We start from the raw sequence: 15,944 nt of genomic DNA, 5'->3' as shown, positions 1-15,944 counted from the left end.
GAGCCCTGACCCAGGGTGAGCACCAAGCCGACCACCACAGAGCTCGACTGGACCGAGTTGGACCAGCGCGCCGTTGACACCGCTCGTGTCCTCGCCGCGGACGCCGTACAGAAGGTGGGCAACGGCCACCCGGGTACGGCGATGAGCCTCGCGCCCGCCGCGTACGTGCTGTTCCAGAAGGTCATGCGTCACGACCCCGCGGACCCCGAGTGGGTCGGCCGCGACCGTTTCGTGCTGTCCGCCGGCCACTCCTCGCTGACCCTCTACACCCAGCTGTACCTGGCCGGGTTCGGTCTGGAGCTGGACGACCTCAAGGCCTTCCGCACCTGGGGCTCCAAGACCCCGGGCCACCCGGAGTACGGCCACACCAAGGGCGTGGAGACCACCACCGGCCCGCTCGGCCAGGGCGTCGCCAACGCCGTGGGCATGGCCATGGCCGCCCGCTACGAGCGCGGTCTGTTCGACCCGGAGGCCGCGCCGGGCGCGTCGCCGTTCGACCACATGGTCTACGTGATCGCCGGTGACGGCTGCCTCCAGGAGGGCATCTCCGCCGAGGCGTCCTCGCTGGCCGGCCACCAGAAGCTGGGCAACCTCGTCCTGCTCTGGGACGACAACCACATCTCGATCGAGGGCGACACCGAGACGGCCGTCTCCGAGGACACCCTCAAGCGCTACGAGGCGTACGGCTGGCACGTCCAGCGCGTCGAGCAGCAGGCCAACGGCGACCTGGACCCCCAGGCCCTGTACGCCGCCCTGGAGGCCGCCAAGGCCGTGACCGACCGGCCGTCGTTCATCGCGGCCCGCTCGATCATCGCCTGGCCGGCCCCGCACGCGCAGAACACCGAGGCCGCGCACGGCTCGGCCCTGGGCGACGAGGAGGTCGCGGCCACCAAGCGCGTCCTCGGCTTCGACCCCGAGAAGACCTTCGAGGTCTCCGACGAGGTCATCGCGCACACCCGCAAGGCCCTCGACCGCGGCCGCGACGCCAAGGCCGAGTGGGACAAGGAGCTCGCCGCCTGGCGCACCGCCAACCCGGAGCGCGCCGCCGAGTTCGACCGCATCCAGGCCAACGAGCTGCCCGCGGGCTGGGAGGACAAGCTCCCGGTCTTCGAGGCCGGCACCGGCGTCGCCACCCGCGCGGCCTCCGGCAAGGTCCTCCAGGCGCTCGGCGCGGTCATCCCGGAGCTGTGGGGCGGGTCGGCCGACCTGGCCGGCTCCAACAACACCACCATCGACAAGAACTCCTCGTTCCTGCCGGAGGGCAACCCCCTGCCGGAGGCCGACCCGTACGGCCGCACCATCCACTTCGGCATCCGCGAGCACGCCATGGCCGCGGCCATGAACGGCATCGCGCTGCACGGCCACACCCGCATCTACGGCGGCACCTTCCTGGTGTTCTCCGACTACATGCGCAACGCCGTCCGCCTGTCCTCGCTGATGCACCTGCCGGTGACGTACGTGTGGACGCACGACTCCATCGGCCTCGGCGAGGACGGCCCGACCCACCAGCCGGTCGAGCACCTCGCCTCGCTGCGCGCCATCCCGGGCCTGAACGTGGTCCGCCCGGCCGACGCCAACGAGACCGCCATCGCCTGGCGCGAGATCCTCAAGCGCCACACCAAGGTGTTCGGCAAGGGTGCCCCGCACGGCCTGGCCCTCACCCGCCAGGGCGTGCCGACGTACGAGGCGAACGAGGACGCGGCCAAGGGCGGCTACGTGCTGTTCGAGGCGACGGGCCCGCAGGGCGAGACCGCCGACCCCCAGGTCGTCCTCATCGGCACCGGCTCCGAGGTCCAGCTGGCCGTCGCGGCCCGCGAGGCGCTGCAGGCCGAGGGCATCCCGGCCCGCGTGGTCTCCATGCCGTCCGTCGAGTGGTTCGAGGAGCAGGACCAGGCGTACAAGGACAGCGTCCTGCCGCCGTCCGTGAAGGCGCGCGTCGCGGTCGAGGCCGGCATCGGCCTGACCTGGCACCGCTACGTGGGCGACGCCGGCCGGATCGTCTCGCTGGAGCACTTCGGTGCCTCGGCGGACGCGAAGGTCCTGTTCCGCGAGTTCGGCTTCACCGCAGAGGCCGTGACCGCCGCCGCCAAGGACTCGATCGCCGCCGCGCGCTGACGCCCGGCAGCAACTCAGGTAGGAGATGCAATTCCCATGACAGACGCACTCAAGCGCCTCTCGGACGAGGGCGTGGCGATCTGGCTGGACGACCTGTCGCGCAAGCGCATCACGTCCGGCAACCTCGCCGAGCTGATCGACCAGCAGCACGTGGTGGGCGTGACCACCAACCCGTCGATCTTCCAGAAGGCGATCAGCAGCGGCGACGGCTACGAGCAGCAGCTGAAGGACCTCGCGGCCCGCAAGGTCACCGTCGACGAGGCCATCCGCATGATCACGACGGCGGACGTCCGCGACGCCGCCGACATCCTGCGTCCGGTCTACGACGCCACCGAGGGCCAGGACGGCCGGGTCTCCATCGAGGTCGACCCCCGGCTGGCCCACAACACCGTGGCCACCGTGGCCGAGGCCAAGCAGCTGGCCTGGCTGGTGGACCGGCCGAACACGCTCATCAAGATCCCGGCGACCAAGGCCGGCCTGCCGGCGATCACCGAGGTCATCGGCCTGGGCATCAGCGTCAACGTCACGCTGATCTTCTCGCTGGAGCGCTACCGCGAGGTCATGGACGCGTACCTGGCGGGCCTGGAGAAGGCCAAGGCGCGCGGCCTGGACCTGTCCAAGATCCACTCGGTGGCGTCCTTCTTCGTGTCCCGCGTGGACAGCGAGATCGACAAGCGCCTGGAGGAGCTGGGCACCGACGAGGCGAAGGCCCTGAAGGGCAAGGCGGCCCTCGCCAACGCCCGTCTGGCCTACGAGGCCTACGAGGAGGTCTTCTCCTCCGAGCGCTGGGCCGCCCTGGACAAGGCGCACGCCAACAAGCAGCGCCCGCTGTGGGCCTCCACCGGCGTCAAGGACCCCGCGTACAAGGACACCCTGTACGTGGTGGACCTGGTCGCCCCGGGCACGGTCAACACCATGCCCGAGGCCACCCTGGAGGCCACCGCCGACCACGGCGAGGTCACCGGCGACACCGTCCGCGGGACCTACGAGCAGTCGCGTGCGGAGCTCGACGCGGTCGCGAAGCTGGGCATCTCGTACGACGATGTGGTTCAGCTGCTCGAGGACGAGGGCGTCGAGAAGTTCGAGGCGTCCTGGAACGACCTGCTGAAGTCGACCGAGGCGGAGCTGTCGAAGCTCGCCCCCACGGAGGCCTGAAAACCTTGTCTGTAAACGGAGCGAACCCGCTTCGTGACGCACAGGACCGGCGGCTCCCGCGGATCGCGGGGCCGTCCGGCCTGGTCATTTTCGGCGTTACGGGCGACCTCTCGCGCAAGAAGCTGATGCCCGCCGTCTACGACCTCGCGAACCGCGGTCTGCTGCCCCCGGGCTTCTCGCTGATCGGCTTCGCCCGGCGCGAGTGGGAGCACGAGGACTTCGCCCAGGAGGTGCACGACGCCGTCAAGGAGCACTCGCGCACCCCCTTCCGCGAGGAGGTCTGGCAGCAGCTGGTCCAGGGCTGCCGGTTCGTCCAGGGCGACTTCGACGACGACCAGGCGTTCGAGACGCTGAAGGCGACGATCGAGGACCTGGACAAGGCACAGGGCACGGGCGGCAACTTCGCCTTCTACCTGTCCGTACCGCCGAAGTTCTTCCCCAAGGTGGTCCAGCAGCTCAAGAGCCACGGACTCGCCCAGAAGGAGGGCTCCTGGCGGCGTGCCGTCATCGAGAAGCCCTTCGGCCACGACCTGGCCAGCGCCCAGGAGCTCAACAAGATCGTCCACGAGGTCTTCCCCCGGGACGAGGTCTTCCGGATCGACCACTACCTGGGCAAGGAGACCGTCCAGAACATCCTGGCGCTCCGCTTCGCCAACACGATGTTCGAGCCGATCTGGAACCGGTCGTACGTCGACCACGTGCAGATCACCATGGCCGAGGACATCGGCATCGGCGGCCGGGCCGGCTACTACGACGGCATCGGCGCCGCCCGTGACGTCATCCAGAACCACCTGCTCCAGCTGCTCGCGCTGACCGCGATGGAGGAGCCCGGCTCCTTCCACCCCAAGGCGCTGGTGGCGGAGAAGCTCAAGGTGCTCAGCGCCGTCCAGATCCCCGAGGACCTGGGCAAGCACACCGTGCGCGGCCAGTACACCTCCGCGTGGCAGGGCGGCGAGAAGGTCGTCGGCTACCTCGAAGAGGACGGCATCGACCCCGGGTCGAAGACCGACACGTACGCGGCCATCCGGCTGGAGATCAACAACCGCCGCTGGGCGGGCGTGCCGTTCTACCTGCGCACGGGCAAGCGCCTGGGCCGCCGGGTCACCGAGATCGCGGTGGTCTTCAAGCGGGCCCCCTACCTGCCGTTCGAGTCCGGCGCCACGGAGGAGCTGGGCGAGAACGCCCTGGTCATCCGGGTGCAGCCGGACGAGGGCGTGACGGTGCGGTTCGGCTCCAAGGTGCCGGGCACCTCCATGGAGGTCCGGGACGTGACCATGGACTTCGCGTACGGCGAGTCCTTCACGGAGTCCAGCCCCGAGGCGTACGAGCGTCTGATCCTCGACGTCCTGCTCGGTGACGCGAACCTCTTCCCGCGCCACCAGGAGGTCGAGCTGTCCTGGAACATCCTCGACCCGATCGAGCAGTACTGGGACGAGCACGGCAAGCCGGCGCAGTACCCGGCGGGCACGTGGGGTCCTGTCGAGGCGGACGAGATGCTCGCACGAGACGGACGGAGCTGGCGCCGGCCATGAAGATCGATCTCACGGAGACCACCTCCAGCAAGATCAACGCCGCGTTGGTGCAGGCGCGCCGGGACATCGGCACGCCCGCCATCGGCATGGTGCTCACGCTGGTCATCGTCACGGACGAGGAGAACGCGTACGACGCGCTCAAGTCGGCCAACGACGCCTCGCACGAGCACCCCTCGCGGATCATCGTCGTGATCAAGCGGGTCAGCCGCTCGCCGCGCAGCCGGCGGGACGCGCGCCTGGACGCCGAGGTGCGGGTCGGCGCCGACTCGGGCACCGGTGAAACGGTTGTCCTGCGTCTGCACGGCGAGCTGGTCAACCACGCGCAGTCCGTGGTCCTGCCGCTGCTGCTGCCGGACGCCCCGGTGGTCGTGTGGTGGCCCGAGGGCGCGCCCGCGGACGTCGCGGGCGACCCGCTGGGTGCCCTCGGCCAGCGCCGGATCGTGGACACGTACGCGACGGAGGACCCGTTCGCGGAGCTGTCGTCGCGTGCGGAGACCTACGCGCCCGGCGACACCGACCTCTCCTGGACCCGGATCACCCCCTGGCGCTCGATGCTGGCGGCGGCCCTGGACCAGCAGTCGGTGCGGGTCACCTCCGCGGTCGTCGAGGGCGAGGACGAGAACCCCAGCTGCGAGCTGCTGGCCATGTGGCTGGCGGACCGGCTCCAGGTGCCCGTGCGGCGCACCCAGTCGGCCGGCCCGGGGCTCACCGCCGTCCGGCTGGAGACCGGTGACGGTGCGATCGTGCTGGACCGGGCCGACGGCTCGCTGGCGACGCTGTGCATGCCGGGTCAGCCCGACCGCGCGGTGGCGCTCAAGCGGCGCGACACCTCCGAGCTGCTCGCGGAGGAACTCCGCAGGCTGGACCCGGACAACACGTACGCGGCCTCGCTGAAGTACGGCGTGGACCGGCTGGAGGCGGAGTCCGCGGCGGCCGCCAAGGCCGTCCCCGCGGAGCCCGTTCCCGCGGAGCCGGCGCGGGCCGCGGACGCCCACGACGGGTCCGCCGCGGAGGCCGCGGACGCCCCGGAGAAGCCCGCCAAGGCGCCCGCCAAGAAGGCCCCGGCCAAGAAGGCGGCGTCCCGGTGAGCGTCCCGCAGGTCGTGGTCCACCGCGACAAGGAGCTGATGGCGCAGGCCGCCGCGGCGCGCCTGATCACGCGCATCGTGGACGCCCAGGCGGCCCGCGGCTCCGCGTCGGTGGTCCTCACCGGCGGGCGCAACGGCAACGGCCTGCTGGCCGCCCTGGCCGCCGCGCCCGCCCGGGACGCGGTCGACTGGTCGCGGCTCGACCTGTGGTGGGGCGACGAGCGGTACGTGCCGGCCGACGACCCCGAGCGCAACCACGTCCAGGCCCGTGAGGCGCTGCTGGACGCGGTGCCCGTGGACCCGGCGCGCGTGCACGTGATGCCCGCCTCGGACGGCCCGTACGGCACCGACGTGGACGCGGCGGCCGCCGCGTACGCCGAGGAGCTGGCACGGGCCGCCGGTCCCGAGGACCACGGCCCGGTGCCGCGGTTCGACGTGCTGATGCTGGGGGTGGGCCCGGACACGCACGTGGCCTCGCTCTTCCCCGGGCACCCCGGGGTGCGCGAGCAGGCCCGTACGGTGGTCGGCGTGCACGGCGCGCCGAAGCCGCCGCCGACCCGCGTCTCGCTGACCCTCCCGGCCATCCGGGCGGCGCGTGAGGTGTGGCTGCTCGCCGCGGGCGAGGACAAGGCCGGCGCGGTCGCGGTCGCCCTGGGCGGTGCGGGCGAGCTCCAGGCCCCGGCGTCGGGCGCGTACGGCCGGGTGCGCACCCTCTGGCTGCTGGACCGGGCCGCCGCCGCGAAACTGCCGCCGCAGCTCTACCCGCCGGCTTCTGCCTGACGTACCGGCGTACGCGGAAGGGCCCCGCTCCCCCTGGGAGCGGGGCCCTTCCGCTTGCCGTCAGCGGCCGCGCAGCGCGCGGTACGTGGCGACCAGGGCGGTGGTGGAGGCGTCCAGGCCGCCCACCTCCGCGCCCTCGACCAGGGCGGGCTCGATGCGCTTGGCCAGGACCTTGCCCAGCTCGACGCCCCACTGGTCGAAGGAGTCGATGTTCCACACCGCGCCCTGGACGAACACCTTGTGCTCGTAGAGCGCGACGAGCTGCCCCAGCACCGACGGCGTCAGCTCGGCGGCCAGCACCGTGGTGGTCGGGTGGTTGCCGTGGAAGGTCTTGTGCGGCACCAGCTCCTCGGGGACGCCCTCCGCGCGCACCTCGTCCGGGGTCTTGCCGAAGGCCAGGGCCTGGGTCTGGGCGAAGAAGTTGGCCATCAGCAGGTCGTGCTGGGCCGCCAGCTCCGAGGAGAGCCCCTCGACGGGCCGCGCGAAGCCGATGAAGTCCGCCGGGATCATCTTGGTGCCCTGGTGGATCAGCTGGTAGTACGCGTGCTGCCCGTTGGTGCCGGGGGTGCCCCAGACCACGGGGCCGGTCTGCCACTCGACCGGATTGCCCTCGCGGTCCACGGACTTGCCGTTGGACTCCATGTCCAGCTGCTGCAAGTAGGCGGTGAACTTGGACAGGTAGTGCGAATAGGGCAGGACCGCGTGGGACTGCGCGTCGAAGAAGGAGCCGTACCAGATGCCCAACAGGCCCATCAGGAGCGGGGCGTTCTCCTCCGGCGCGGCGGTCCGGAAGTGCTCGTCGACCAGGTGGAAGCCGGCCAGCATCTCGCGGAAGCGGTCCGGGCCGATGGCGATCATCAGCGAGAGGCCGATGGCCGAGTCGAAGGAGTAGCGGCCGCCGACCCAGTCCCAGAACTCGAACATGTTGGCCGTGTCGATGCCGAACTCGGCGACCTTCCCGGCGTTCGTCGAGAGGGCCACGAAGTGCCGGGCCACGGCCTCCCGGTCGCCGCCGAGGCCGTCCACCAGCCACTGGCGGGCCGAGGTGGCGTTGGTGATGGTCTCGACGGTGGTGAACGTCTTGGACGCGATGATGAACAGCGTCTCGGCCGGGTCCAGGCCGTGCACCGCCTCGTGCAGGTCCGCGCCGTCGACGTTGGAGACGAAGCGCACCGTGAGGTCGCGGTCGGTGAAGGTGCGCAGCACCTCGTACGCCATCGCCGGACCGAGGTCGGAGCCGCCGATGCCGATGTTGACGACGTTGCGGATGCGGCGGCCGGTGTGGCCGGTCCAGGCGCCCGAGCGGACGCGCTCGGAGAAGTCGGCCATCCGGTCGAGGACGGCGTGCACCGCGGGGACGACGTTCTCCCCGTCGACCTCGACGACCGCGCCCGCGGGGGCGCGCAGCGCGGTGTGCAGCACCGCCCGGCCCTCGGTCGTGTTGATCTTCTCGCCGCGGAACATCGCGTCCCGCAGCTCCGCCACGCCGGTCGCGGCGGCCAGGTCCCGCAGCAGCCCCAGGGTCTCGTCCGTGACCAGGTGCTTCGAGTAGTCGATGTGGAGGTCCCCGACCCGCAGGGTGTAACCGGTGCCCCGCTCCGGGTCCGCCTCGAACAGCTCCCGCAGATGCGTCCGGCCGAACTCCTCCCGGTGCTTCGCCAGCGCAGCCCACTCGGGCGTCCGGTTGAGCTTCACGCGGCCTTCTGCCTTCATCTCGGACATCAACCCACTTCTTCCTGTCCTGTTGTGCCCCGCCACCTCCCAACCTAAGGGATCACAAGGGCTCCAACCGACACAAACGGGCCCGGCCCGCGGGAGAAGGTCTCCCACGGGCCGGGCCCTGAGTCAGACGGTGCGTCCGAGCCGCGGGACGGCTCAGATCTCACCCCGGAGCTTGGCGAGCGCCTCGGCGAGGATCGCCTCGCCGTCCGCGTCCGTGCGCCGCTCCCGTACGTACGCGAGGTGCGTCTTGTACGGCTCGGTGCGCGGCGGGGCCGGGGGGTTGTCCCGGTCCTGGCCGGCCGGGAAGCCGCAGCGCGGGCAGTCCCAGGTGTCCGGTACCTGCGCGTCGCTGGCGAAGCTGGGCTGGGTCTCGTGCCCGTTGGAGCACCAGAAGGAGATGCGCAGGCGCGGCGCGGACTCGCCGCGCTCGGCCTCACCCATCGGCCCCGCTCCGACCCGGCTTCCACGGATCGCGTTGCCACTTGCCACGGTCGTAACTCCCTGCGTGATGGTGCCGCGTTCGCTGTGTTGTCCGCCGCGGGCGCCCCAGTCTACGGAAGTCCCAACGCGCGTCCAATGGCCGGAGTTACTTCCGGTCAGCTGTCGAGCTTCATCAGCAGGCCAAGCGCGACGATGCACGCGAACCACAGCAGACCGACCACGACGGTGATGCGGTCGAGGTTGCGCTCGGCCACCGAGGAGCCGCCGACGGAGGACTGCATGCCGCCGCCGAACATGTCGGAGAGGCCGCCGCCCTTGCCCTTGTGCATCAGCACCAGCAGCATCAGCAGCAGGCTGAAGACGATCAGGGCGATCGAGAACCCCATAATCACGGCTGGACCCTACTTCCTTGGTTATCGAGAGCGGGGGCCAGTGGCTGCTGATTCAGCCCCCTGGCCCCCGCAAGGGTACGACGGATCCGCCCTACCGCATACTCACTGACCTGGTCACTGGTCCCGGAAACGGACGATCTTGACGAACTCGTCCGCATCGAGGGCCGCGCCGCCGACCAGGGCGCCGTCCACGTCGGGCTGCGCCATGATCGCCGCGATGTTGCCGGCCTTCACGGAGCCGCCGTACTGGATGCGGACCTTGTCGGCCAGCTCCTGGGAGTACAGCTCGGCCAGGCGGCCGCGGATGGCCCCGCAGACCTCCTGCGCGTCCTCCGGGGTGGCGACCTCGCCGGTGCCGATGGCCCAGACCGGCTCGTACGCGATCACGATGGACTCGACCTGCTCGGCCGGGACGTCCTTGAGGCCGCCGTCGACCTGGTTCAGCGTGTACTGGACCTGCTGGCCGGCCTTGCGGATGTCCAGGCCCTCGCCGACGCACAGGATCGGGGTGATCCCGTGCTTGAAGGCGGCCTTGACCTTGGCGTTGCAGATCTCGTCGTTCTCGCCGTGGTACTGGCGGCGCTCGCTGTGGCCGACGGCCACGAACGCGCACTTCAGCTTGGCCAGCATCGGGCCGGAGATCTCACCGGTGTAGGCGCCGGAGTCGTGCGCCGAGATGTCCTGGGCGCCGTACTTGATCTTCAGCTTGTCGCCGTCGACCAGGGTCTGGACCGAGCGCAGGTCGGTGAAGGGCGGCAGGACCGCGACCTCGACCGCGTCGTAGTCCTTGTCGGCCAGGGCGAAGGCGAGCTTCTGGACGTGCGCGATGGCCTCGAGGTGGTTGAGGTTCATCTTCCAGTTGCCCGCCATCAGCGGGGTGCGAGAGGTCACGGGTCAGCCTTCCAGTGCCGCGATGCCGGGGAGTTCCTTGCCCTCGAGGTACTCGAGGGAGGCGCCGCCGCCGGTGGAGATGTGTCCGAACGCCTTCTCGTCGAAGCCGAGCGTGCGCACGGCCGCGGCCGAGTCGCCGCCGCCGACGACGGTGAAGGCCTTGCTGTCGACCAGGGCCTGCGCGACCGCGCGGGTGCCGCCGGCGTAGTCGGGGTGCTCGAAGACGCCCACCGGACCGTTCCAGAAGACGGTCTCGGCGTCGGCGATCTTCGACGCGTACAGCTCGCGCGTCTTCGGGCCGATGTCCAGGCCCTCCTTGTCGGCGGGGATCTTGTCCGCGTCGACGGTGACGAACTCGGCCGGGGTCTTGCCCTTGAGGTCCGGGAACTCGGCGGAGGCGAGGACGTCGACCGGGAGGACCAGCTCGACGCCGGTGCGCTCGGCGCGCTCCATGTACTCGGTGACCTTCTCCACCTGGTCCTTCTGGAGGAGGGAGATGCCGACCTCGTAGCCCTTGGCGTACAGGAAGGTGTACGCCATGCCGCCGCCGATCAGGATGCGGTCGGCCTTGCCGAGCAGCTCGTCGATGACGGCGAGCTTGTCGGAGACCTTGGCGCCGCCGAGCACGACCACGTAGGGGCGCTTCACGTCGGCGGTGAGCTTCTTCAGGACGCCGACCTCGGTGGCGATGAGGTAGCCGGCGGCGTGCGGGAGGCGCGCCGGGAGGTCGAACACCGAGGCGTGCCGGCGGTGCACCGCGCCGAAGCCGTCGCCGACGTACAGGTCGGCGAGCTCGGCGAGCTGGTCGGCGAAGGCGCCGCGCTCGGCGTCGTCCTTGCTGGTCTCGCCCGCGTTGAAGCGCAGGTTCTCGATGACCGCGACCTGGCCGTCGGCCAGGGCCGCGACGGTCTCCTTGGCGGAGGAGCCGACGGTGTCGGTCGCGAACGCGACCTCGGTGCCCAGCAGTTCGCCGAGGCGGCGGGCGGCCGGGGCGAGGGTGAAGGCCGGGTCGGGGGCGCCCTTGGGGCGGCCGAGGTGGGAGGCGACGACCACGCGGGCGCCGGCCTCGGCGAGCTTCGCGATGGTCGGCTGGACGGCGCGGATGCGGCCGTCGTCGGTGATCACGCCGTCCGCGAGCGGGACGTTGAGGTCGGCGCGGACGAAGACCCGCTTGCCGGAGACGCCCTCGGCGAGAAGTTCGTCGATCGTCTTCATGCTGTTTCTGACTCCTTTGGCGCCCGTACGGGGCGAAGAACGACAGGAAAACTACAGGGTCCGGGCGGCGCTCCGTTGCGCCGGCCGGACCCTGTGCTTCACATCGTGGTGTTCCTAGCCCTGCTTCAGAGCCGGCCGCCGACGAAGACCGTCAGGTCCACGAGGCGGTTGGAGTAGCCCCACTCGTTGTCGTACCAGCCGACGACCTTGACCTGCTTGCCCTGGACCATGGTCAGGGAGGAGTCGAAGGTGCAGGAGGCCGGCCAGTTCACGATGTCCGAGGAGACGATGGCGTCCTCGGTGTAGTCCAGGACGCCCTTCAGCTGGCCCTCGGCGGCCTTCTGGAAGGCGGTGTTGATCTCGTCCTTGGTGACCTCGCGGTCCAGCTCGATGACCAGGTCGGTGACCGAGCCGGTGGGGACCGGGACGCGCATGGCGATGCCGTCCAGCTTGCCCTTGAGCTGCGGGAGGACCAGGGCGGTGGCCTTCGCGGCACCCGTCGAGGTCGGGATGATGTTCTCCGCGGCGGCACGGGCGCGGCGCAGGTCCTTGTGCGGGAAGTCCAGGATGCGCTGGTCGTTGGTGTAGGCGTGGACCGTGGTCATCATGCCCTTGACGATGCCGAAGTTCTCGTCGAGGACCTTGGCCATCGGCGCCACGCAGTTGGTGGTGCAGGAGGCGTTGGAGATGACGTGGTGGTTGGCCGCGTCGTACTTGTCGTGGTTGACGCCCATCACGATGGTGATGTCCTCGTCCGTGGCCGGGGCCGAGATGAGGACCTTCTTCGCGCCCGCGGCGATGTGCTTCGCGGCGTCGGCCTTCTTCGTGAAGATGCCGGTGGACTCGATGACGATGTCGGCGCCCAGCTCGCCCCAGGGGAGGTTCGCGGGGTCGCGCTCGGCGAAGGTCTTGAAGGTGTTGCCACCGACAGTGATCGTGTCCTCGGTGTGGCTGACGTCCTGCTTCAGGCGGCCGAGGATGGTGTCGTACTTGAGCAGGTGCACCAGAGTGGCGTTGTCAGTCAGGTCGTTGACACCGACGATCTCGATGTCCGCCCCCTGCTCCAGGAGCGCCCGGAAGTAGTTGCGGCCGATGCGGCCAAAACCGTTGATACCTACGCGGATCGTCACGAACCGATCTCCTCGTATGTGCGCCGGTCTGTGCGCCGGCGAGCTGTATGGGATGTCCCCGACCGCCTCCGACCCTACCTCTCCGTGAGCCTTTGAGTGACATCGAGAGGGCGTGGACGCGCGGGGACGGCCTGTACCAATGGGGCAGGAACAGGCCGCCCGGGACCCAAGGTCCCGTCACGCAGAGTCAGCGGTGCAGGGACCTGAGGGCCTTACCGATGAGTACGGAGCGGTCCTGCGGGTTCGCGAGGTGTTCGAGCCCGAACCCGAGCAGGACCGTGTCACGCGTTGTGACCGACGCGTAGGACTTGAACAGCTCCCCGGACCGGGACCAATCTCCCGGAACTTCGGGACTTCCGGCGGGCGCGCCCTGGGCGGTCCAGCCGCCGAGGGAGGTCTCGAAGCCCTCGGTGTCGCGGTCCGCGCCGCCGACGACCAGCCGGGTCTCGTCGGCGAAGACGCCGCGGCCGCCCGATCCGGGGTCGGTGACGTAGGAGAGGGCGAGTTCCACCTTCTTGCCCGCGTACGCGCTGAGGTCGAAGGCGACCTCCTTCCAGCCGCCGGACGAGCCGGTGAAGCTGTGCCACGCGCCGCTGGAGCCGGTCGGGGAGCAGCCGCCGGACGCGAGGGTGAGGTAGCGGGAGAGGAAGGGGTGGTCGTTGATGAAGAACCCGGCCGCGCACTCCTCGGGCACGGTCGAGGAGGTCAGGCCCGAGGCCTCGGGGAGGGTGGTCCAGTCGTCGGCGCCCGACGTGTGCGCCTCCAGCAGCGCGTGGTCGTAGCCGGGTTCCGTGTTCCAGTTCAGGGCGAGGCGCAGTTCGGGCCGGTCGGCCGCGGTGACGCCGGTGAGGTCGACGGTGCGGACCAGGCGCCGCCAGTCGTCGTCCTCGTGGGTGGCGGCGGCCATGCCGCTGCCGCGGTAGGGGGCGTACGGGTTGACGACACCGGCGTACGCGCCGGCCTGCGCGCTGCCGAACTGGGGGAACGTGGCGGGCGGCAGGGTGTCGGAGGTGACGGTGTACGCGCCGGCGGCGTTCAGCGGGTTCCCGGGGTCACCGGGGGCGTCGCCGAGCGGGCCGGTCGCGCCGGCCAGGGCTCCCGCGCCGCCGAAGCCGGTGGCGCCGCGGGCGCTCGTACGGCCGTAGGCGCCGAGGTAGTACTGGCTGAAGTCGTTGGTGACGGCGCGGCCGACCTGGGCCCCGCCGCCGGCCAGCTCACCGGCCTCGACCAGCCGGCCGCCCTCGTTGAGCCAGTCGCGGAGCGCGAGCTGCGTGGGGCCCGAGGGGGCCTGGGCGCCCGTGTAGTGGACGGCGGTGCGGAAGTGGGACAGGACGCCCAGCGCGTGCGGCGCGCCCTGTGCGGCTACGTCCCAGACGGTCGCGGAGCGGCCGGCGGAGCGGAGCGCGTCGACGTACTTCTGGGCGTGCTGGGCGGCCGCGCCCTCCTCGGCGATCACGAGGACGTCCGCGCGGGGGCGCCGGGCGACGGTGTACGTGAAGTGCTCGCTGGACACCCGGGCGCCGGTGCGGGTGCGGCCGGTGAACCAGACCTCGACGGTGTCGCCGGGGCGGGCGCCCTCGACCTCGGCGCGGTACTGGTCGAAGTACAGGTTGTCGGTGCCGCCGTAGCGCTCGCCGCCCCGCCAGGGCGCCAGGTCCTCGTCGTGCGTGCGGCCGCCGTTGATCCGGTAGTTGAGTTCCTTGTTCCGCAGCGACGAGCGCGCGGTGACCGCGACCTGCTGGTCGCCGCCGCGGGCGTAGGAGGTGGTGAAGGGGTCGGGCGTGAAGTCGGCGGCGGTCAGGCCGACCGAGGAGGAGGGCCGGTCGGGGTGGGCCGCGGTCTCGGCCACCGAGAGCGCGAAGGGGATGTTCTTCGCGAACTCGCCCTGGATCAGCTTCTCGTCGTCGGGGAAGTTGAAGCCGGACGGGCAGTCCTCGGCGCGCCACTGGTCGTTCGGGTCGAGGTCGGAGGCGGTCTGGCAGGTCGTCATCTCCGGGGTGAACATCATGATCCCGTTGACGTTGCCCGCGTGGCCGTCGGCCTCGCCGTTGGTCGTGTAGAGCTCCGAGGAGACCTGCGGGTAGTAGCCGGGCACCGCCGGGTTCTCGGGCGTGCCGGCCAGCGACTTGTAGAGGACGTCGTCCGGGGTGGGGGTGGCCACCTGCCAGCCCACGCCGTAGAGGATCAGCTCCGCGGCGGAGTGGTAGTTGATGCCGTACTCGAAGCCGATGCGCTTCTGGAAGCGGTCGAGGGCGACGGTCTCGGGCTCGGAGTTGGGGCCGGAGCCGCGGTAGGTCTCACTGAACGTGACGGGCGAGGAACCCTCGTTGTCGTAGCCCCACTTGTAGGCGAAGTTGCGGTTGAGGTCGACGCCGTCGCCGGTGGTGGTCTTCCCGTCGCCGTTGTTGTCCCGGAGGTTCTTGCGCCACAGCCGCTCGCCGTCGGGGGCGTGCGTGTAGTCGTACCCGTCGGGGTTGGCGGAGATCAGGAACCAGAGCTCGGTGGTGTCCACCAGGCGGGTGATCCGCTGGTCCTTGCCGTAGTTGTCGAGGTAGTGGTGGAGCAGCCGGCGGGTCATCTCCGGGGTGATCCACTCGCGGGCGTGCTGGTTGGACATGTACAGCACGGCGGGCTTGGCGCCGTCCTTGGTGGTCCTGGCCCGCTTGGACACCTTGATCGCGAGGATGTCCTGGCCCTTGACGGTCTTGCCGATGGAGACGACCTTGGTCAGGCCCGGGTGGGACTGGCCGGTGCGGACGATCTCCTCCTGGATGTTGCCCTTGCCGCTGTACGGGCGGTACACCCCGTCCCCGGCGGCGCGGGCGCGCGCCAGGCCGCTCGGCGACACGGTGCGCTCGGTGAGCCTGACGCCCTGGGCGCCGAGGGCGCGGGCCTGGCCGCCGGTGAGGAACAGCTCGACGCGGGCGGTGCCGCCGGCGGGCGGTCGTTCGCTCAGTTCGTGTGCGTCCTGGCCGGCCGCGAGGACCAGCGGGACCTGCTGCTGGGTGATGTCTGCCTGGTAGACCCGTACCTCGTCGGCGGCCGCGGGTCCGGCCTCCGGCGCTGCGGCCGGGCCGGGCTGGGCCAGTGCCGCGGGTACGGCGGCCATCGAGCCGAGGATCAGTGCGCCGGTGGCGAGGATCGAGCCCGCTCTGCGCCTCATGTGCCCCCCTTGCTGTCGTCCGTCACGAAAGCGTGCGGACGCCAGGCTTACGGTGGTGCATGGTCATGTCAAGAAGGCCTCGGGCAGTGGGTCCGTCCGGGTGGAGGGCCCTGGTGACGCGTGGGACGGGTGGGACACCCGAGGCGTTTCGGGGCGCCCGGGGCGGTGTCCACCGCGCGTGCGGGTGGTGCGTGTCCGAGGCGTGCGCCCGGGTCCGCGGCACGGTCCCGGGCGGCGACCCCGCCCACCGGCCGGGGCCTGCGTACGGGCCCGGCCGGCGCGCGGCGTACGGGGCGGGTCCGGTGCCGGCGCGCGTACGCA

The 15,944-nt window shown here is 71.0% G+C and carries 12 protein-coding genes; 5 read left to right on the top strand and 7 right to left on the bottom strand.

What is annotated here, in order from left to right; genetic code table 11:
* Positions 1-15 precede the first annotated feature (15 nt).
* The 5 genes from tkt to pgl are packed head-to-tail and all read left to right on the top strand — an operon-like array spanning position 16 to position 6,669.
* A complete protein-coding gene (gene tkt / locus ACIQUR_RS09900; protein ID WP_403661095.1) occupies positions 16-2,115 on the top strand; it encodes a transketolase in 2,100 nt (699 codons plus the stop codon).
* 36 nt (positions 2,116-2,151) lie between these two features.
* Positions 2,152-3,270: a transaldolase gene (gene tal, locus ACIQUR_RS09895; protein WP_403661092.1), complete on the top strand. Its 1,119-nt coding sequence runs from the start codon at positions 2,152-2,154 to the stop codon at positions 3,268-3,270.
* A gap of 5 nt (positions 3,271-3,275) precedes the next feature.
* Positions 3,276-4,802, top strand: a complete 1,527-nt coding sequence (gene zwf, locus ACIQUR_RS09890) for a glucose-6-phosphate dehydrogenase (protein ID WP_403661089.1) — start codon at positions 3,276-3,278, stop codon at positions 4,800-4,802.
* Complete coding sequence (opcA, locus tag ACIQUR_RS09885; protein WP_403661086.1) at positions 4,799-5,890, top strand: glucose-6-phosphate dehydrogenase assembly protein OpcA; 1,092 nt, start codon at positions 4,799-4,801, stop codon at positions 5,888-5,890. The genes zwf and opcA overlap by 4 nt, the downstream gene beginning before the upstream one ends.
* Complete coding sequence (pgl, locus tag ACIQUR_RS09880; RefSeq protein ID WP_403661083.1) at positions 5,887-6,669, top strand: 6-phosphogluconolactonase; 783 nt, start codon at positions 5,887-5,889, stop codon at positions 6,667-6,669. Before opcA ends, pgl begins: the two co-directional genes overlap by 4 nt.
* 60 nt (positions 6,670-6,729) lie before the next feature.
* Here pgl and pgi read toward each other — a convergent pair whose 3' ends face one another.
* The 7 genes from pgi to ACIQUR_RS09845 all read right to left on the bottom strand — a co-directional run bounded on the left by pgi (position 6,730) and on the right by ACIQUR_RS09845 (position 15,623).
* On the bottom strand, positions 6,730-8,382 hold the full coding sequence (pgi, locus tag ACIQUR_RS09875; RefSeq protein ID WP_403661460.1) for a glucose-6-phosphate isomerase: 1,653 nt from the start codon (positions 8,380-8,382) through the stop codon (positions 6,730-6,732).
* 162 nt (positions 8,383-8,544) lie between these two features.
* Positions 8,545-8,880 carry an RNA polymerase-binding protein RbpA gene (locus tag ACIQUR_RS09870; protein ID WP_007263454.1) on the bottom strand — a complete coding sequence of 112 codons (336 nt, stop codon included), beginning with the start codon at positions 8,878-8,880 and terminating at the stop codon, positions 8,545-8,547.
* A 107-nt stretch (positions 8,881-8,987) separates the two neighbouring features.
* The gene (gene secG, locus ACIQUR_RS09865; RefSeq protein ID WP_226735004.1) at positions 8,988-9,218 is read right to left on the bottom strand and encodes a preprotein translocase subunit SecG; all 231 of its coding nucleotides are present in this window, start codon (positions 9,216-9,218) and stop codon (positions 8,988-8,990) included.
* A gap of 120 nt (positions 9,219-9,338) precedes the next feature.
* Entirely contained in the window at positions 9,339-10,115 is a 777-nt protein-coding gene (gene tpiA, locus ACIQUR_RS09860; protein ID WP_403661080.1) for a triose-phosphate isomerase, read from the bottom strand.
* Between the two features lie 3 nt (positions 10,116-10,118).
* Positions 10,119-11,330 carry a phosphoglycerate kinase gene (locus tag ACIQUR_RS09855; RefSeq protein WP_403661077.1) on the bottom strand — a complete coding sequence of 404 codons (1,212 nt, stop codon included), beginning with the start codon at positions 11,328-11,330 and terminating at the stop codon, positions 10,119-10,121.
* A gap of 125 nt (positions 11,331-11,455) precedes the next feature.
* On the bottom strand, positions 11,456-12,460 hold the full coding sequence (gene gap / locus ACIQUR_RS09850) for a type I glyceraldehyde-3-phosphate dehydrogenase (RefSeq protein ID WP_403661074.1): 1,005 nt from the start codon (positions 12,458-12,460) through the stop codon (positions 11,456-11,458).
* Positions 12,461-12,647: 187 nt separating this feature from the next.
* On the bottom strand, positions 12,648-15,623 hold the full coding sequence (locus ACIQUR_RS09845) for a M14 family zinc carboxypeptidase (protein ID WP_403661071.1): 2,976 nt from the start codon (positions 15,621-15,623) through the stop codon (positions 12,648-12,650).
* Positions 15,624-15,944: the final 321 nt, after the last annotated feature.

Origin of the sequence: Streptomyces sp. NPDC101132 (genome assembly GCF_044759225.1) — a bacterium.
Classification (GTDB): domain Bacteria; phylum Actinomycetota; class Actinomycetes; order Streptomycetales; family Streptomycetaceae; genus Streptomyces.
This window is presented reverse-complemented; position numbering and strand designations above follow the sequence as displayed.